Consider the following 19,716-nt stretch of genomic DNA (forward strand, 5'->3'; position numbering starts at 1 on the left):
CCGCAATCCGGAAGCGAACAGGATACCCGCCCATACTGATTCACCCGGCCAGATGCCCGGACAGTTAACCGCGGAACCAAGCCCCGTACTGGCTGAACCATCAGTGCATGAAAGGGCTGTTTAATACATAAAAACCGGCCGTTCGACGGTCACCTGCAATAAAAATAACGATTTGTCAGGAGACAATCATGAGCAACACAACCACGCTTTCACCGGGGGCCTTAAGCGGCGCCAAGCGCAAGGGTATGCTGGAAGGGGTCGACCTTCCGGTATTCCTGATCAGCGGGGGAGTTCTTGTCCTTTTCGCCATCATGGCCCTCTACGACCTTGACCTTGTATCCGGGCTGGTGAACAGTGCATTTGCGCTTTCCACAAAATATTTCGGCGCTTACTGGCAGGTCCTGCTGCTACTCACCTTTGTTATCGGTCTGTTCCTGACATTCGGCCGCACCGGCTCAGTGATGCTCGGTGGCCTGAAACAACCGGAAATGTCGACGTTCAACTGGGTTTCCATTCTGATGTGTACCCTGCTGGCAGGCGGCGGTGTGTTCTGGGCAGCGGCAGAGCCAATGGCTCACTTCACGTCACCACCGCCGCTGTTTGGCGGTGAAACCGGTACTCCGCAGGCCGCTTACAATGCACTGGCACAGAGCTTCATGCACTGGGGATTCCTGGCCTGGGCGATTCTGGGCAGCCTGACCGGCATCGTACTGATGTACCTGCACTATGAAAAAGGCTTACCCCTGAAACCCCGTACCCTGCTGTATCCGGTATTCGGCAAACATGCCCTGAAAGGCCCGATTGCCATCATTGCCGACGCCAGCTGCGTACTGGCCGTGGTTGCAGGTACCGTTGGCCCGATCGGCTTCCTTGGCTTACAGGTAAGCTTCGGCCTGGAAAAACTTTTTGGCATCCCAAACACCTATTCCACACAGCTGACTATTCTGATCGGCCTGATGGCGATCTACACAGTCTCTGCCGTCAGCGGCGTGACCAAAGGCATTAAAATCCTGAGTAACCTGAACGTAGCGCTGGCAGTTGGCCTGATGGCGTTTATCCTGTTATTCGGCCCGACAGCTTTCATCATCGACAGCTATATTCAGTCATTCGGTATCTATATTGATGAGTTCATCTCTATGGCTACATTCCGTGCCAATCCGGGCTGGCTGGACTGGTGGACGGTCTTTTTCTGGGGCTGGTTCCTGGGATACGGTCCACTGATGGCAATGTTTGTTGCCCGTATTTCCCGTGGCCGCAGCATCCGTGAACTGGTGCTGATCATTTCCATTGTTGCACCGGTAATCACCTGCTTCTGGTTCACCATTGTCGGCGGCAGCGGTCTGTTCTATGAACTGAATACCCCTGGGGTTATCTCCGAACCTTTTACCGGTTTTAATCTGCCTGCGGCGCTGCTGGCGATCACTGAGCAGTTACCGCTGGGCTTCACGGTTTCGGTGCTGTTCCTGATCCTGACCACTATCTTTGTAGCCACTACAGGCGACTGCATGACTTACGCCATCTCCATGGTAATGACCGGTCACGACGCCCCGCAAAGCTCAGTACGTGTGTTCTGGGGTCTGGCAATGGGTGTCATGGCTGCCATTCTGATCTCCATCGGTTCCGGCGGCATTTCCGCCCTGCAGTCCTTTATTGTGGTAACCGCTGTTCCGGTATCACTGGTACTGCTGCCATCCTTGTGGAGTGCACCTAAAATTGCCCGCCAGATGGCGGACGAACAGGGTCTTTAAACGCGGCTCTCTCACGTAACAAGGCGCTTCATATGAAGCGCCTTTTTTATTGACAGACATTGTCCGGCATCCGGGAAGCTGATAGCTTTTACCTGATAATCCCGGAACAATGGAACCAAGATGATTGATCAAGAACTGGAAAACCTGACTTACTTCTATAACCTGATTATTGATTTCTTCATCAACTACAGCTTTCAGGTCATCGGTGCCATCATCATTCTCATTCTGGGTCTGATCGTGGCGCGCTGGGTTGGCAATCTCACTCTGAAACTGTGTAAACGGCATAACGTTGATATTACCCTGAGCCACTTTATCAGCAGTACAGTCAGGCTATTGCTGGTCGCCATGGTTGTTATTATCTGCCTGGGTAAATTCGGCATCAGTGTCGCGCCTTTCATTGCCGCGATCGGCGCAATATCGCTCAGCATTGGTTTAGCCCTGCAGGGGGTCTTTTCCAACTATGGCGCCGGTTTTACAATCATCCTTACCCGCCCGTTCGTCGTAGGTAATACCATTCGGTGTAACGATGTCTGCGGGGTTGTGGAAGAAATTCGTCTGGCCTATACCTTACTTTCCACGGAAGACGGTGAAATCATCACCATTCCCAATAAACATATCGTTGGCGAAGTGCTGGTGAACTCATTCGAAAACACGGTGGTTGAAGCGGAAATTGGCATCAGCTACAGCGCTGATCCGGCACAGGCGATCAGCCTGATTCAGGAACAGCTGAGTCATAACGCCAATATCGTTTCTGAACCGGCTCCGCAGGTAGGCATCGCCTCTTTCGGTGATTCCAGCGTCAACATTGCTTACCGTTACTGGGTCCCTACCCGCCAGCTGTTTGAAACCCAGTTCCAGATCAACGCGGCGGTCTACGCAGCATTCAACAGCAACAATGTGCAGATTCCGTTCCCGCAACGGGAAGTGACCGTGCTGAATCAGTCTCAGGGCTGACCCAACAGGCTTAGCGGGAACGGCGGAAAAGATTTTCTGATTGCAGAAGAGGCATTCAGAACCTCAGGTCTGGCAAATGTTGTCCGGCTGGAACGCCGGAAATCACCGGATAGCGGCTGACAAACACAGTGACACAACATCAGGCGGACCTGTGACTCTGAATATTTATCCAGCCTGTTAAGCCGCTAAACGTCATTGCCACCACCCTGTGTAGCCAGTGGTCTTGCTTTCAGTTTATTCGCCAGCAACCGGCACTTTTCAGCCTGCACCTGCTTTTCCGGTAACTCCTCAAGGGCATCTGCCATCAGGAAATACGCCTCCGGTAAGCGATCAAATCCCGGATGATCACGGTGCAGCCGGTTAATCAGTCTGGCGCTCAGAGCAGGCTTACCCTGCTTCAGCAGTATCCCGGCAAGCTTAAAACGCACCTCTGCCGAGGCGGGCAAATAATCAGGTGCGAATTGCAGAATACGCAGCATCAAACCGGCAACCTTAGGCAGACTGCCGCTTTTACTCAGACACTCCAGATACGCTAACCAGAATTTATCCAGTTCAGCGGTCTTGTGTAATGCGCAAAGATAATCAAAGTAGCGGTCATATATCCCGATATCGCCCGGATACTTCTTAACCGCTGTTTTAAGCTCATGACTGAGCTCGCTGAACATACCCTCTTTAGCCAGCACCCCGATTCTGGCCATCGTATGTTGCTTTTCAGAACGGTTATGCACATCTCCGTCGCTTTCCAGGCGGCTGACATAACCGAGCGCACGCTGCTTCTGAAAGAGCAGGTATCCCATCAGATGGAATATAACGATCCAGTAATAGTAAGACACCACACTCTGCAGCGCCGCAGACAACAGATCTTCACCGTCAAATAACTGGTTTAACGTGCCGACTGATAACATCATGATCGTTATAAACAGTAATAATAAGAAATACGCCCCTCTGAGCTGCAACACCAGACGGGCCACTTCGACCGGGTTAAGGGCTGAACTGATTTCTTCAAAACGGGCATAGTTAATAAACACAGCGGGCAAACAGCAAAGCCAGAAAGCACTGAAAGCAATGGCGGCAAACGGGCCCAGCACATTTGCCACCGCCAGAACCATAAACACAATGCCCAGTAAGATAATGATGATATGAATGATCAGTTTCACACCGCCCAGAAACGCTTCAGAGACATCGGGCGCAGACATATTCCCGGCGGCGGTTTGTTGCAGGCATAAAAAGGCGTACTTTGTCGTCACCGCGGTCACGAGCAACAGTATGATAAAACCCTGCAAGCCTCCTGCTAAGGCGCCGATGACCGACACCACTGATGCAATAATCGTTAACAGCAGGGCCTGCATCGTCATTGGATAAGAAAAGCATTTATCCAGGCGGCGCCAGAACGGCACAACACTGTCACCCGGCCCCTTATTTTCAAGTTCTCTGCGGCAGACAAAACAACGCACCGAACCGGAACTTGCATCCACACAGTGATCGCACTGCCCGGCATTGCAGTGTGCGCACCGGTAGGTCGCTTCAGAAACAGGATGGTATTTACAATATTCCATTTGTGGTCACCTATGTAATGACGTACTGCACAGCCCGTTAAGCCTGCCGGGCCCTTTTGACAATCTCATCAGCAACCCGCTCGTACCGCTTACGTTTTGCTTCCTGCGCCTGCTCACCAAACTTCTGTGACAACTTACGCGCTAAATGACTCATCTCCTGGGTATGATCATCTTTGTCACACAGGTACTTAACAATCCCTTCTGTCATCTGCAGACTTTCCAGCTGCATCGTACGCCACCCCAGCCCAACGACTGCGGTCGCAGTAAGACCGTCACGCACTGCAGGCGTCTCATTCCAGACCTGCTCAGTCTTTCTCAGCTGCCCGCCCGTTAAGTGTTCAAACGTTAACAACTGCTCAGCTGACTGCAGCTCTGAGGTCACATCTCCCCGTGCTTTATAAATACGGTATCTGAGCCAGCAAAAATCAAACTCAGGCCCGTTTTTCTGTTCATAAGCAGCAATGCTTCTGAGGGCAGCATCGTAAGCAAACTGGCCCAGCAGCTGATAGATCCGCTGCTGTTCCTTCTGTCTCTCGGGCAAGCCTTCATCCTGTTCCAGATACTGTTCATCCAGCGCCCTTGGCGCGATCAGCAAGGTAATCCAGATCAGCACTGCGCCAGCAAGAAAACCACCGGTATGCGCCATAAAGGCGACATCAGAGTCAGGCTGGGTGTAAAAGTTATAGAATTCATTTGCCAGATACAGTGGCAGCACAGCCAGCGCCGGCGCCCGGATAAAGCCAACAAAAATATAAAACCAGTAAAAGAACTCAATTTTTCTCAGACGAAATACGCCCAGATACATCGCCATAACGCCTGAAATTGCCCCTGAGGCCCCCACCAGAGCGGTGGAACTTGTAGCGTTCACTGCGCTATACAGCACACCGCCGGCGACACCGGCGATTAAATAGAAAAGCAGAAACCGTAAATGACCAACGGCGGCCTCAACCGAGAAACCGAAAATCACCAGGAAAAACATATTCCCCAGCAGATGCAACAGCCCCCCGTGCAGAAACTGATAGGTGATCAGTGACGTCAGGTCCGGCGACTTCGGCCTCAGCCCGTATGCGTAAATGCTGATCGTGCTGACCAGCCGGTTAAGCTCTTCCCGTACCGGCCAGTACTCACCGTAACCGGGCTCATCAAATTGCGCCTGATGATCTCGTAAATAAGAAAAGTACGTCTGATCCGTTAACAGGTACAAACTGAGCTGCAGTTGCTCTTCCTGTTCGTACAGCTGCCGGTATGTTGCGATCTCAGGGCTGTCAGTTTCTTCAAGATAACTCAGATACACCGGCCATTCAGCGGCAAAATATCCGGTGGATTCATACCGGGAGAGCACGTCATTTAATTTCTCTTCATCAGCGTCCTGATAAAAGAAGAAAACCAGTACATTGGTTACAACAAGGCAGAAAAGGATCAGCGGCGGCTTACGCCAGTCAAAACGCTTTTCGGTAGGTATGATCACCATAATGTATGAATCCGTTCATTTTGTGTGACGTTAAAAACGTATAAATTAAAACAGATCAGCCAGTTAAAGCCAGATAAATACTGATAATAAAACACACACCGGGAGCGTAATAACACTGCGTTATGCCCCTGCTACCGAAAAATTCAGCAGCCAGCTGATTTATATCCCGATTTTTGCAACACTACCATTTAAATATATCAATATACGCAAGATTAACTTTACACTACACTTGCCCCATTACAGTTCACGGAGCATCTCTATATAATGCCCCGCGACCCGAAATAATCTCTGCGGCGGTGTCGCCGCAAAGCAGAATAATGAACGCCTTCTCACAGGCTAACTAAAGAGATATACAGACCATGTCTAATAACTATTTCAACACCCTGCCACTGCGCGAGCAGCTGGCTCAGCTGGCTAAGTGCCGTTTCATGCACCTGAACGAATTCGATGACGGTGTTACCGCTCTTAAAGGTAAAAAGATTGTTGTAATCGGTTGTGGTGCACAGGGTCTGGCTCAGGGCATGAACCTGCGTGACAGCGGTTGCGATGTTTCTTACACCCTGCGTGCTGCGGCGATCGAAGAGAAGCGTCAGTCCTGGAAGAGCGCCACTGAAAACGGTTTCACCGTAGGCACTTACGAAGAACTGATCCCGACTGCTGACGTGGTTCTGAACCTGACACCTGATAAGCAGCACACCGCGGTTGTTGAAGCCGTAATGCCGCTGATGAAGGAAGGTGCCTGCCTGTCTTACTCTCACGGTTTCAACATCGTTGAAGAAGGTATGCAGATCCGTCCTGACCTGACCGTTATCATGGTTGCACCTAAGTGCCCGGGTTCTGAAGTACGTAACGAATACGTACGTGGTTTCGGTGTTCCTACCCTGATCGCTGTTCACGAAGATAACGATCCTAAAGGCGAAGGTCTGGCACTGGCCAAGGCATACGCGGTAGGTACCGGCGGTCACAAGGCTGGCGTACTGATGTCTTCTTTCATCGCTGAAGTTAAGTCCGACCTGATGGGCGAGCAGACTATCCTGTGCGGTATGCTGCAGACCGGTTCTATCCTGTGCTTCAACAAGATGGTTGAGAAAGGCATCGATGCAGGCTACGCATCTAAGCTGATCCAGTACGGCTGGGAAACCATCACTGAAGCTCTGAAATACGGCGGCGTGACTAACATGCTGGACCGTCTGTCTAACCCGGCTAAAATCAAAGCGTTCGATCTGTCTGAAGAACTGAAAGTTATCATGCGTCCGCTGTACAACAAGCACCAGGACGACATCATGACCGGCGCTTTCTCCAGCGGCATGATGGAAGACTGGGCGAACGACGATGCCAAGCTGCTGGGCTGGCGTGCAGAAACTGCTGAGACTGCTTTCGAGAAGACTCCGGCAGGCGACGTTGAAATTTCTGAACAGGAATTCTTCGACAACGGTATCCTGATGGTTGCTATGGTTAAAGCAGGTGTTGAGCTGGCTTTCGAAACCATGACAGCTGCTGGCATCATTGCTGACTCTGCTTACTACGAGTCACTGCACGAAACGCCACTGATTGCGAATACCATCGCACGTAAGAAGCTGTACGAAATGAACGCCACTATCTCTGATACTGCAGAGTACGGCTGCTACCTGTACAACCACGCGTGTCTGCCACTGCTGGAAGACTTCATGAAGGGTATCGACACTGATGTTATCGGTAAGGGCCTGGATGTTGCGGACAACGGCGTAGACAACGCCCGTCTGATCGAAGTGAACGCTGCTCTGCGCGCTCACCCGGTTGAAGCGATCGGTTCTGAACTGCGTGGTTACATGTCTGACATGAAGAAAATCGTATAAGATTTTCGCCACAGCCATGATTGTCTGAGCCTCTGGCCGGACAATCAGGCATATGAAGGCCGGCGCGCTTCTTCACGAAGTTCCCGGCCTTTTTTTATTGATTAAGCCTTTTGCAAAGCGCCCCTCCCCCCGGCACTTTGCAAAGCGTTTTACTGTATTCAACCCGCGACTGGCCAAAGACTCTACTATGACTATCCGTTTTAACACCCTCAGCGTCGACTTTGACGAACGTTTTCAGCTGGAGCAGATCAACTGGCAGATCGCCCCCCGGCAACACTGGGTCATTACCGGCACGAACGGCGCGGGCAAATCAGCACTGGCAGCAGTGCTGGCCGGTGCCGGCGAGATTCTCAGCGGCAGCGTTGACGGTATTCCTGCGAAGGTCGGTCTGGTGTCGTTTGAAGCGCAGGCGGAACTGATTGCCGCCGAACTGAAAAAAGACGATGCCGATATTATGGATGTTATTTCCGAGGGGACATCCGTACGGGATATCATCGCTCAGGTGTCTGATAATCAGCCACTGATTGATGATCTGATCACCCGCTTTAAACTGGATTACCTGCTGGATCGGGCATTCCGCAAGTTATCCACCGGTGAGTCCCGCAAAGTCATGCTGATCCGCGCCCTTGCCAGCGAGCCGGATCTGCTGGTGCTGGATGAACCCTTCGATGGTCTGGATGTGGATACCCTGGCCATGCTGCAGGACTATCTCAGCTCACTGATCGAAACCGTCCCGATGGTCATGGTGCTGAACCGCTTTGATGAATTTCCGGACTTCATCACCCACATTGCCTACATGGATCACGGCCGCCTGCAGCTGACCATCGATAAACAGGATGAGCAGGCCTACGACGAACTGTACAAACTGCTGCACCTGAAAACCACCGACCTGCAGGTGCCGGGCGCTGATCCGGAAACCGCCATTCCGGCACTGAACCCTGAAGACCCGCTGGTTCGGTTAAACGGCATCAATATCAAATATGCCGATAAAACCATTATTGAAGATCTGCACTGGACCATTAACCCCGGCCAGCACTGGCAGCTCAGCGGCCCGAACGGCAGCGGTAAAACCGGCCTGCTGTCACTGATTACCGGCGACCATCCTCAGTGCTATGTGAATGACATTTTTGTGTTTGGTTTTCAGCGCGGCAGCGGCGAAAGTATCTGGCAGATCAAACAGTTCATTGGTTACGTTTCCACTGCCCTGCAATGGGAATACCGGGTCAGCATCAGCCTGCGCAATGTCATCATTTCCGGTTTCTACGACAGTATTGGCCTGTACAGTAAATACACCGACCGGCAGCGGGACATTGCCGATCAGTGGCTGGCGGTACTGGGGATGTCCGACCGGGCGGATCAGCCGTTTAACAAACTCTCGTACGGTGATCAGCGACTGTTACTCATCGCCCGGGCAATGGTGAAACATCCGCCGTTGCTGATTCTCGACGAGCCCTGCCTGGGGCTGGACGACATGAACCGGCAGTTGGTACTCAGCCTGATCGAAAAAATCTGTGCCGACAGTGAAACCACTGTGCTGTATGTGAACCATCACCCGGAAGACAGGATCCGGGGCATTGATCAGTATCTGGCACTGGAAAAAAACCAGTAACCGCCAGACCAGTCGCCTGCCCGGACCGGGCAGGTGACTCCTACCTTCCCCTGCGTAACCCTCTGTTTTCAGACACAAAACCAATCTCTGACAGCATTAAATAAGAATAGTTTGCAATAAGATTTGCATTCTTTTACCATGCCTGCCGCTGTATTTTTTACCACGCGTAAAACGTGTCAGAAAACAGCCTTCATAACGAACCAGCCAGCAGGCCACCGTGTTTTCACGGCAAGCCCGCAAGCCATTCGAACAATAACTAAAGGGCGCTGCCCTGTTTACTTCTGACGATTGGATGGCTCTGGTATGGAAGGCCTGCAAGACTATTTCCGCGCCCGTATAGATGCGCTGAAAGCCCCCCGAAAACCGCTGTCGGTACAGTACACCGCATTTTTAATCCACAGCTTTGTGGGCCTCAAACTGAGCCTGTTATTTACCCTTGTATTACTCAGCGGCGCGCTGGCGGTGCTGGCGCTGGAAATCGACTGGCTGCTGTATTCTGAATTCCGGGCCCCGACCGGCGAGGTTCGCCTGGGTGCAGGGGAATTACTGGATCGCCTGCAGGCCGCGTATCCGGAATTTGGTCTGAGCTTTTTTGAAACCATGAACCAGCATCCGGGCTTTGCATCTTTTGCCATGTTTAATGATGCCGCCGGCGGTTTCCGCTATGCCTGGATCGACCCCTATACCGGCGAAGTGAATGGCGATACCCCGGTACTGACCCCCGGTCGCTTTATCGGTTTTTTACACTCCACGTTATACCTGCCGGTCATTGGTCGCAGTGTCGTCAATGTCTTCGGGGTACTGACACTGTTGTCACTGATTGCCGGCCTGTATGCCTACCCTAAATTCTGGCGCTTCTTTTTCCGTATGCCCCGTACCGGCAATGCCCGGGTTTTCTGGTCGGACCTGCATAAACTGATCGGTCTGTGGAGTTTATGGTTTGTACTGATCATCGGTGTAACCGGCACCTGGTGGTTTTACGAGAATCCGCTGGTCAGCCATCTGGGGGCGCCCAATCCAGTGGAACCGGCTAATATCAAGCCACTGCTCAGCTATGATGATATGGACAATATCTCCGGCACCATGCTCAGCGCATCCAGCATGATCACAGCGGTCAGAACAGCCTACCCGGAGGCACTGATCCTGGGGATAAATCCGCCGGAACATAACGCGGATCCTTACACAGTCACCTTCGCCGGCGATGCCTGGCTGGTACCGGATGGCCGGCAGAACAAGTTGTATCTGAATCCCTTTACCGCAGAGATCATTGCCAATCATACGGTGGATAAATACACGGCGGCACAACGGGCTGATATGGCGATGGCGCCGCTGCATTTGGGGAACTGGGCGTCTGGCAACCCGGCTGATCTGGCAGTCAAACTGATCTGGTTTATATTTGGCATGGGGATGACGGTGCTCTGCATCAGCGGGCTGATTATCAACCTGAAGCGCACCGCCCGCGCTGCCCGGATCGTCTGGTCCCGCAATGCCATTATTCGCCGATTACACAAATCCTGGCGGGTTATCCGTCCGTGGGGCCGGCCTTTCGGCCTGTTTAAATATATGAATGTGCTGTTGATTCTGGGTATCGGTGCCGGTTGCGGCATCGCTCTGACCCTCAGCAGTCAGGGAACAAAAGGCGCGGGCTTCCTGTATCAGCCCCAACCTGTGGGTAACTGGGAAGTATCGATGAATGCCGTGGCCGGGCTGCTGGAAAAAGATCTCAACCCGATCCGTCCTGACGCTGCGGTGAACGTCAACGTCGCCATGCCGGATGCCGCCGCAGAAGCCTTCAGATTTGCCTACCTGCGCGTAGGAGAACCCCGCACACTCCGTGCCCCGGGCATCCTGATTCACGGGCCAAAGGGGTCACGCCATGCGGATATCCACCTGCCCCGTACCCTCAAAGGTAATGAAAAAATCTGGTTCACCGCAATCGGCTGGAACGGTCAGGTCTATCAGACACAATGGTCACTGAACGCCAACGGCAAGGAGACAATCGATGGACGCTAAAACCGTTAACCGGCTGTTATTCACCGCCGCTGCACTGCTGGGCGCAACCCTGCCGGCTCACAGTTATGCGGACGGTGCAGATGTCAGCTGTGAAGCAGAGGACAGTCGCCGCAACTGCACGCTGGAGCTGGACGAAATCAGCCCGGCTGATTTGTCCGTTGAAGTGATGAGCCTGGATCTTTACCGGCTCAGTAAAACCCGCAGCAATGCAAAGGGCGAATTTACCTTTATTGCCCCTAAGCAGAAATATTTCCTGCTCATCGATGCCGGCCCCGGCCATGTATTCGATGTTGGCCCGGAACACTTTGCAGCGAACTGAATTTTAATAACCAGAATCGATCTCAGGCCCTCCCCAGCTACCGCCAGGCACCGCCTTTACTCTTTCTTCCAGGTATTCCAACCCGTTTTTAAGAATAAGGAACACAGTTCTATGAATTCCCGCATGAATTATTCTGTGCTGGCGCTGGCTGTTTGTGGGGCAAATACAGCCCTGGCAGCTGACACACCGGATACACCAGATACAACAGTCCGGCAAGACACCGTCGTCATTAATGCCAGGGCGCCGGGTTACGCTGAAACCGGCTCAGCCAGTGCTAACAAGTCTTCACGCCCTGTCAGCGATTCACCCTACTCAATTTCCATCATCAATCAGACTCAGCTGAAGGACACAGGCGCCCAAACCCTGCAGGATTCCCTGACCTATAACGCGGGTGTCTTTGCCGGTGAATTCGGTGTCGACAGCCGGACGGATACTGCGGTCATCCGTGGCGCCGGCGTGTCTTACTATCTGGATGGCCTGCGTACTGACTTTGGTCACTATAACCGGGCCCGTATCGACCTCTATACACTGGATAACATCCAGGTACTGAAAGGCCCGGGATCTTCCCTGTATGGTCAGGGGTCTCTGGGGGGCATTGTCGCTGCAGAAACAAAGACACCTGCGGGAGAGGAGCGGACCGAACTCTGGCTGCAGGCCGGTAACCGCAATCGTGCCCAGATCGGTATTGATACTCAGGGCAACGTCACAGGCCGTGACGACCTGAGCTACCGTCTGGTGGCGTTAGGCCGCAATGCGGACCAGCAGGTTGATCATGTTGAAGACAACCGTCTGCTGATTAACCCGTCCCTGCGCTGGCAGATCAACGAAGATGCAGATCTGACCGTCATCGCACTGACTCAGCGTGATAAGTCAGGTTCCACCCTGCAATTTCTGCCGCAGGCAAGCACCATCGGCCTGCCGGAAAGTCAGCGCTTACCGACCAGCACCTTCCTGGGGCATCCTGATTTCGATAAGTACGATACCGGAACGGATTCCATCACGCTGAAATTCAACCAGAAAATTAACGATACCTGGAAGTACAGCACGAATTTTCGGCATCTGAAAGGCGAGGGTAATTACCACAGCCAGTACGCGATTTCCAAGCCAGGCATCATTAATGCTCTGGTTGCGCAGGGCCAGACAAGGGCTTTCGCAACCGCCGCTATCAACGGGCAGTTCCCGGGTAATAATGTGCCAGTGCTGTCTGAAGTGATCGAGCGTAAACTGAGCTCGACGGTCTGGGATCACCAACTGATCAGCAACTTCACCACAGGTGCAGCAGAGCACGAGCTGATCCTGGGTGCCGATCTGAGCCGTAACAAACTGGAAGAAGACCGCTGGAATAACCAGACCGCATTGCTGACCGCAATCCAGACCAATGACGCCGCGACACTGGCGACCTTACAGGTTGATCCGTTCAATCCGAATCCGAGCCTGCCAACCAATGTAAACATCACTAAGCGGCCAACCAACACACTGAAGCAGGAAGGTATTTATGTTCAGGACAGTATCCGCATTCATCAGTGGGATTTGAATGCTGGCCTGCGCTGGACCCATTACTCCAGCAAGTTTGATAACGGTACCAGAACGTCTGACAGTCAGGTCTCCGGCCGCCTGGGTGCGCTGTATAACTTTAACAACGGTGTATCACCGTACATCAGCGTGGCAACCGCCTTCGAACCGACAGCCGGCAGCGACAGCAACGGCAATCCGTTTAAGGCACAGGAAAATATCCAGTATGAAGCCGGTATCAAGTTCCAGCCGGACAGCAGCCTGTCACTGAATACTGCCATCTATCACACCACCGAAGAAAACCGTCTGGAACGTGATCCGAATAACCCACTGCTGGGCAGCCGTATTCAGCTGGAAGAAGTTACAATCAAAGGCTTCGAAGCTGAACTGCGTAAAGACTGGGACCGTTTCAGTCTGCTGGCCAACTATACCCACGCCAAGACTGAAGTCACCAAGGACAGCACCGGCAAGTTCCTGAACAATGAACTGGCTGGCCGGCCGAAAGATATGGCTTCCGTATTCGGTAAATACCGCGTGAACGAAGCGCTGGAAGTCGGTCTGGGCAGCCGCTTTATCGGCTCCAGCGACAACGGTCTGGGCACCCTGCGTACCCCATCAGTAACGCTGTACGATGCGCTGGCCAGCTATGACATTGCTGACTGGCAACTGTCTCTGAACGTACGTAACCTGGCAGATAAAGAATTCATCTCTTCCTGTAGCGGCGACAGCGCCTGTTACTACGGTGAACGCCGGACCATACTGGTTAACGCCCGTTACGAGTTCTGATAAAACCGCAACGCAAAAAAAAGCCGGACTGCCTGAGCAGCCCGGCTTTAAGCCCCTGCAAAAGGCTTAAACCTGTCTGTTATCTCACCGGATAACACTTAAATCGCAATCTTCAGCGCCAGCCCCAGCAAGACCACCCCGCTGACTTTATCCACCGTTGCAGCGCCTTTCTGCATTTTTGTCAGCAGGCCGGTGCGCGCCAGCAATACGGTCAGAAGTATGTACCAGCCGGAATCAATCACAGTGACGGTAGACAACATGATCAGCTTGTCGGCCAGCAGCAGATCCGCCGACACAAACTGTGAAAACAGTGCAATGAAGAATACCGCCAGCTTCGGGTTCAGCACCGACACCATCAGGCCATCCCAGGCAGCCGCGGACACCGGTACCTGCTGGCCGTCAAGTGCCATCTGACCGCCTTTGGAACGCAGCGCCTTAATGCCCAGCCAGGCCAGATAAGCCGCGCCCACATAGGTAATTACCTGAAAAATCTGCGGGGTTTCGACCACCAGAACCGCCAGCCCCCAGATCGTCAGCATGGCCCACATCGCCACCCCGATGGCATGGCTCAGGGCCGCAACGACCGCATGGCGGGTACTGTTACTCAACGCATGACGCAGCACCACTGCCAGACTGGGGCCCGGCGACATCGCCCCCAGACAACATACCGCCACCAGTGATAACCAGGTTATTAAACTCATTGCACCACACCTACCTGAATTCTTAATGCTGGCAGTGTAGTGGCTCAGACACTATGCGAGAAATGCATTTTTCTTATAGAACACTATGATTTCAAATCATACTCGTGCGGAGAATAGAGCGACGCCTTGATCTGACCGGCAATACATTCCCGCAGCCAGCGGTGTGCCGGATCGGCATCATGCAGTTCGTGCCAGTAGAGGTAGTAATTAAACGCCGGCGCAGCCACCGGCAATTCACGGAAGGTGAGCGGATAGAGCGCAGCCGCATTACGGGCGATATGTGCCGGCGTGATCAGTAACATATCGCTGCCTGCCAGCGCCGGAAAGGCCGCGGCAAAGAAAGGCACCTCGTAGCGCACCCGGCGCTGTTTACCCTGACGTGTCAGCAAACGGTCAAAGAAAGAGTCCTTATCGCCGCCACTGCTTAACTGCAGGAACGGATACGCCAGCATGTCATCCAGTTCAAAGCCATTCTGACGGGCCAGCGGGTGATCTTCAGCCAGCAGACAGACCGGCGAATCCTGCCCCATGTGCAGACTACAAAGACTCTCAGCGCTGTCCAGGCTGACCGTAGAGACCAGATCCAGCGCCAGTTGCCCGACCTTATTAAGCCAGTCCGGCTGCCACATGCGATAGGCAATATCGATCTGCGGAGCCTGCAGCGCCAACTGCTGCAGAATGTCAGGAAAAATAAACTGTGCAACATAATCGCTGCAGGCAAAACTGAAACGGCGCTGACAGGCCGCCGGATCAAATACCGGGGTCTGCTTCAGTTCACCGATCTGACCCAGAATATCCTGCACCCGGGGCAGCAGTTGTTTTGCCCGGGTGCTTAACAGGTATTCATTGCCGTCACGGATCAGCAGCGGATCATCAAAGTAGTCCCGTAACTGCCCCAGTTGCCGGCTCATGGCCGACTGGGTCAGGTGAAGCTGATCAGCCGCCCGGGTAACATTCCGGGTTTGCAATAATACCTGTAACGCCTTAAGCAGATTAAGGTTTAAATGATCCATAGAGGTTGCCAGCAGATAATCCGTTTAAGCGGTTATGGTACCTTAATTGCCCGTCTTGCAGCAGGTCTGTCCGTCCTGCTGTCACGGCCCGGTGCTTTCAGTTAACCCGGTAAGGTTTATAGCGGGCCAGCACCTCAGCCAGTTCATTAAACACATTATTCAGGTGTGCCAGTTCATTGCGGGCCTGCTCTTCATCTCCCCGGCTGTGCAGAGTTACCAGCTTTGCAGCCAGCGCCTGAAACTCAGTCTGGGCATCTGCCAGACGTTCCAGCCAGACCGGATCAAACACCTGTTCCTGACGGGCCCGGGTAATCCAGGCGCGGAAATGGCAGTTATCGGTTTCCATAATCGCCCAGGGATCGTCCTGCATACGCGGCGCCAGTATTTTCGCCTCGAAATTCTGATACCAGTGTTTGGTGGTCAGCCGCAGTAGCTGAATCTTGTTGTCTTCATCACTGCGAATAATCTGCGAGAAACGCCGCCACTGGGCATTCGGCGAATATTCTTCTAACCAGCCGGGAATGTCGCTGGCCGGCATAGGCCGGGCAATGCCATAGCCCTGTGCCTCATTACAGCCCATGCTCAGCAGCATCAGACCATGTTCGGTGGTTTCCACACCTTCGGCAATCACATCCCGGTTAAAGGAGTCCGCCAGCCCCAGTACGCCGTCAATGATGGCGTAATCATTCGGATCCACCAGCATATCCCGGACAAAGCTCTGGTCAATTTTGATGGTACCGGCGGATAAACTGCGCAGGTGCGCCAGCGACGAATAGCCGGTGCCGAAGTCATCCAGGGCAATTTTCACCCCCAGGGTATTCTGGCAATTGCGGATAATGTCACTGATCACGTCCAGATCACCCAATGCGCTGCTTTCCAGCACTTCCAGCTGCAGACACCCGGTATCAATATTGGCGTAACGGGCCAGTTGGGTGGCAAAGTTTTCCAGAAAACGGCCGGAACGCAGGTGATTGGAAGAGATGTTTATACTCACTTCCAGCGCCAGCCCCATGCTTGTCCAGTCACTGAGTTGTTGCAACGCTTCACTGATCACCCAGTCGCCGATCTGTATTTCCAGTTCAGAACCTTCCACCGCAGGTAAAAAATAGAAGGGGGATAACAGGCCTTTTTCCGGATGCTGCCAGCGGATCAGCGCCTCAACCCCGAACACTTTACCGGTGCGCATGTTCACCTTTGGCTGGTAATGCAAGCAGAAGTGGCGCATATCCAGACTGGTGGCGATTTCATCCAGCAACTGATTTTGCTGAATCAGCTGCTGATCTTTCTCAGTATTGAAGAAATGGTAACGGTTACGCCCCGCCAGCTTAGCCTGATACATAGACTGGTCAGCATGGCGCATCAGCGTATCCAGATCCGCATTATCATCAGGATAGAGCGTCACCCCGACAGAGGCACTGATACTGATCACATGACCGTCAATCATATAGGGGTGAGACAGCAGACCGATAATCCGCTGCAGGATCGCTTCGCAATGCTCCAGAGACTCTATATCCCCCAGCAACATGGCGAATTCATCGCCCCCCTGCCGGGAGACAGTGTCCTCTTCCCGCAGGGTGGTATTGATGCGCTTGGCCACCTCGATAATCAGCTGATCGCCCACTTCATGACCATACTGATCGTTCACCGGTTTGAAATCATCCAGATCAAGGAAGCAGATCGCCAGCTGTTTACTGTGCCGTTTGCTGTGAGCTATCGCCTGGCGGAACCGGTCTGCAAACAGGGTCCGGTTAGGCAGCCGGGTCAGTTCATCATAGTGCGCCATCAGCCGCAGCTTATTTTCCTGTTCTTTATGCTGGGTAATATCCGACGCCAGCCCAACGTAGTTGATCACTTCTCCGCGGCTGTTACGCATTGCCGAAATTTTCATCAGTATGGCGTATATGTAACCATCCTTATGGCGGTTCCAGATTTCCCCCTGCCAGTGACCATCGCTGCGCAAGTGCGCCCACAGGTCATCATAAAAGCTGCGGGGGTGCCGGCCGGAGCTGAGCAGCCCCGGGTTCTGACCAATCACTTCAGCAGCACTGTAACCGGTGAGTTCAGAGAAGCGGCCGTTCACTTCAACAATCGCCCCCTTAATGTCCGTCACCATGATTGACTCATGGGTTTCATTAAAAATACGGGCCGACAGCTGCAGTTTTTCATCGGTTTTATGGCGTTCAATTGCAATGGCCACCAGCTGCGCAGCAAACTCAATCAGCTTGATGTCTTCATCTTCCGGTGCGTGTGGCCGGCTATGATAAATCGCAAATGTCGCCAGCACCCTGTTATTCGCTCCCAGCACAGGTTCAGACCAGCATGCCCGGAGATTCGCCTTTTCGGTCAGCTCCAGGAATGGCGCCCAGTTCGGGTGATTATCGATATCGGAGACGATCATCCGTTCTCCGGTATAGGCTGCCCGCCCACAACTGCCGACCATTTCACCGATTTCAACGCCGTCAATGGCTTCGTTATAGAAAGCCGGCAGGTTCGGCCCGGCGCCGGTATACAGCCGGTTGGTCTTTTCATCAAGCAACAGAACACTGCCCAGGCTTCCGGGGCTCTGCATTTCAATGGTTTCAATAATGGCTTCCAGAATGACTTCCAGCGAAGTACCTTCCAGCAAAAGTTCCAGAACCCGGTTCCGGGTCATATCCAGGGCTTCAATTTTCTTCTGCCGGGTGATATCCGTATTAATCCCGATAACCCGGGACGGCTTACCGTCCGTCCACTCAACCGCTTCACCAATGCCCTGCTGCCACATCCAGCCACCGGCAGCCGTCTGAATACGGAACTCGGTTTCACAGGCTTCGCCATGATTCATCAGTCGGTCGAATTCTGCCAGTATCCGTGCCTTATCATCCGGGTGCAGCGCTGCTTCCCATACAGGCACAGTGAGCTTAAACGTCTGTGGATCGTACCCCAGCATCCGGGCATATTCATCGCTCACCAGTACATCCCCACTGGCCACATCAATATCAAACCAGGCCTGATGGGAGGCGCCCATGGCAAGATTGAGACGTTTAAGGCTGTCATTCAGGGTGCGGGTGCGTTCATCAACCGTGACTTCCAGCATTGCATGGTTATTTTTCAACCGGCTGATAAGCACTGAAATCAGGGTGATGAAACCGCAGAAAATCACCGCAATCATGATTTCCAGCGTTAACAGGAAACTGTCCAGATAGCCCTTCTCCGGAGACACCCGGAAAATCCACAGGCCGTTTGGCACCCGGATGTCATAACTCTCGAAATTAGCAATCAGGGGGGCTTCAGAACCGGCAATCAGCTCTTCTTTGCCACTGAGTGCATCCAGCCGGGATAACTGATAGGCAAACCCGCCGGATTCCAGCCGGTACAGGGACGCCTGATCCAGGATTTCAGGAAAACGGATTAAGACAGAGGAGAACCCCCAAAAGATGTTTTTGCCCTGCTGACCGGTCAAAAATACAGGTAAGCGACCGATTGCACCGACCCCGCCCTGCTTCAGCTCAAAAGGGCCTTCAAGGGTCAGCTGACCGGTTGCCCGGGCCAGGAATGCGGGTTTATTTTTGCTCTGATCACGTAACAGGTCATAACCGATCACCGCTTCATTACCCGCTTGCGGAATGACCTCCCTGATCACCCCTGCCGGAGCCAGTTCCAGCGCAGATGCACCGCTGTAAAACGGCAACATTTCAGCCGCCAGCTCCCTGAACCCCCGGGTACTGCCATTTTGCATACGCACCATGGCCGCCACCGGATACGTCGCCGATAATGCCTGACTGATATTTGCCTCAATCAGGCTGACATAACTGGTTGAAAGCTTCTCCAGCAGCATATGTTTTTGCTGGTACCGGTAGTTTTCAACAAAATAAATGACGCAGCCGCTGATGATAACTGCCGCAAGCAAAATGAGCCGTATCATCAGCGAACGTTTAAGTTCGTATAGCATTCATTACCTTCGGGTATACAAGCCTGCACAGCACTGCAGACAAAAATGCTCTCCCTGCAATCACTTATTAACCAGTCCGGCGCATTAAACACCTGTTTATACACGCGTGTCGCAGAGTATCGTGAATTTCCGGCGCCCGCCAGTCATCTGTTACCCATGCTGACCTGCAAAACGAGTGTTTTTACTGGCCACGCGCAGCGAAGATTAACTGAATCTGAACAATTTATTGATCCAGGTTAACAAAACCCGTCTTTACCCTCCGCACCGA

12 protein-coding genes and 1 pseudogene are annotated in these 19,716 nt (G+C 53.0%); 8 read left to right on the forward strand and 5 right to left on the reverse strand.

Annotated features, from left to right (window positions below):
* Positions 1-188: 188 nt before the first annotated feature.
* Positions 189-1,748 carry a BCCT family transporter gene (locus tag PCI15_RS19890; protein ID WP_271271658.1) on the forward strand — a complete coding sequence of 520 codons (1,560 nt, stop codon included), beginning with the start codon at positions 189-191 and terminating at the stop codon, positions 1,746-1,748.
* A gap of 120 nt (positions 1,749-1,868) precedes the next feature.
* Positions 1,869-2,702, forward strand: a complete 834-nt coding sequence (locus tag PCI15_RS19895; RefSeq protein WP_271271659.1) for a mechanosensitive ion channel family protein — start codon at positions 1,869-1,871, stop codon at positions 2,700-2,702.
* 185 nt (positions 2,703-2,887) lie between these two features.
* Here PCI15_RS19895 and PCI15_RS19900 read toward each other — a convergent pair whose 3' ends face one another.
* Entirely contained in the window at positions 2,888-4,258 is a 1,371-nt protein-coding gene (locus PCI15_RS19900; RefSeq protein WP_271271660.1) for a tetratricopeptide repeat protein, read from the reverse strand.
* 37 nt (positions 4,259-4,295) lie between these two features.
* Complete coding sequence (locus PCI15_RS19905) at positions 4,296-5,729, reverse strand: rhomboid family intramembrane serine protease (protein WP_271271661.1); 1,434 nt, start codon at positions 5,727-5,729, stop codon at positions 4,296-4,298.
* 359 nt (positions 5,730-6,088) lie between these two features.
* Here PCI15_RS19905 and ilvC point away from each other — a divergent pair, with 359 nt between their 5' ends.
* From ilvC to PCI15_RS19930, 6 genes and pseudogenes are all read left to right on the forward strand, one after another.
* Positions 6,089-7,564 (forward strand): ketol-acid reductoisomerase, encoded by a 1,476-nt coding sequence (ilvC, locus tag PCI15_RS19910; protein ID WP_271271662.1) that lies wholly within the window; start codon positions 6,089-6,091, stop codon positions 7,562-7,564.
* A gap of 187 nt (positions 7,565-7,751) precedes the next feature.
* Positions 7,752-9,173 (forward strand): molybdate ABC transporter ATP-binding protein ModF, encoded by a 1,422-nt coding sequence (gene modF / locus PCI15_RS19915; protein WP_271271663.1) that lies wholly within the window; start codon positions 7,752-7,754, stop codon positions 9,171-9,173.
* A gap of 303 nt (positions 9,174-9,476) precedes the next feature.
* A pseudogene (locus tag PCI15_RS19920) lies at positions 9,477-10,613 on the forward strand (PepSY-associated TM helix domain-containing protein); the annotation flags it as partial.
* 123 nt (positions 10,614-10,736) lie between these two features.
* Positions 10,737-11,186, forward strand: a complete 450-nt coding sequence (locus PCI15_RS23805) for a PA2404 family protein (protein WP_512699173.1) — start codon at positions 10,737-10,739, stop codon at positions 11,184-11,186.
* Positions 11,176-11,505: a hypothetical protein gene (locus PCI15_RS19925; RefSeq protein WP_271271665.1), complete on the forward strand. Its 330-nt coding sequence runs from the start codon at positions 11,176-11,178 to the stop codon at positions 11,503-11,505. The genes PCI15_RS23805 and PCI15_RS19925 overlap by 11 nt, the downstream gene beginning before the upstream one ends.
* Positions 11,506-11,616: 111 nt before the next feature.
* Positions 11,617-13,803 (forward strand): TonB-dependent siderophore receptor, encoded by a 2,187-nt coding sequence (locus PCI15_RS19930; protein WP_271271666.1) that lies wholly within the window; start codon positions 11,617-11,619, stop codon positions 13,801-13,803.
* Between the two features lie 98 nt (positions 13,804-13,901).
* Here the strand turns inward: PCI15_RS19930 and PCI15_RS19935 are convergent, their stop codons facing one another.
* The 3 genes from PCI15_RS19935 to PCI15_RS19945 all read right to left on the reverse strand — a co-directional run bounded on the left by PCI15_RS19935 (position 13,902) and on the right by PCI15_RS19945 (position 19,448).
* The gene (locus PCI15_RS19935; protein WP_271271667.1) at positions 13,902-14,504 is read right to left on the reverse strand and encodes a LysE family translocator; all 603 of its coding nucleotides are present in this window, start codon (positions 14,502-14,504) and stop codon (positions 13,902-13,904) included.
* 83 nt (positions 14,505-14,587) lie between these two features.
* Positions 14,588-15,517, reverse strand: a complete 930-nt coding sequence (locus PCI15_RS19940) for a LysR family transcriptional regulator (RefSeq protein ID WP_271271668.1) — start codon at positions 15,515-15,517, stop codon at positions 14,588-14,590.
* 97 nt (positions 15,518-15,614) lie between these two features.
* Positions 15,615-19,448 (reverse strand): bifunctional diguanylate cyclase/phosphodiesterase, encoded by a 3,834-nt coding sequence (locus PCI15_RS19945; protein ID WP_271271669.1) that lies wholly within the window; start codon positions 19,446-19,448, stop codon positions 15,615-15,617.
* Positions 19,449-19,716: the final 268 nt, after the last annotated feature.

Source organism: Aliamphritea hakodatensis, from assembly GCF_024347195.1.
GTDB lineage: Bacteria > Pseudomonadota > Gammaproteobacteria > Pseudomonadales > Balneatricaceae > Amphritea > Amphritea hakodatensis.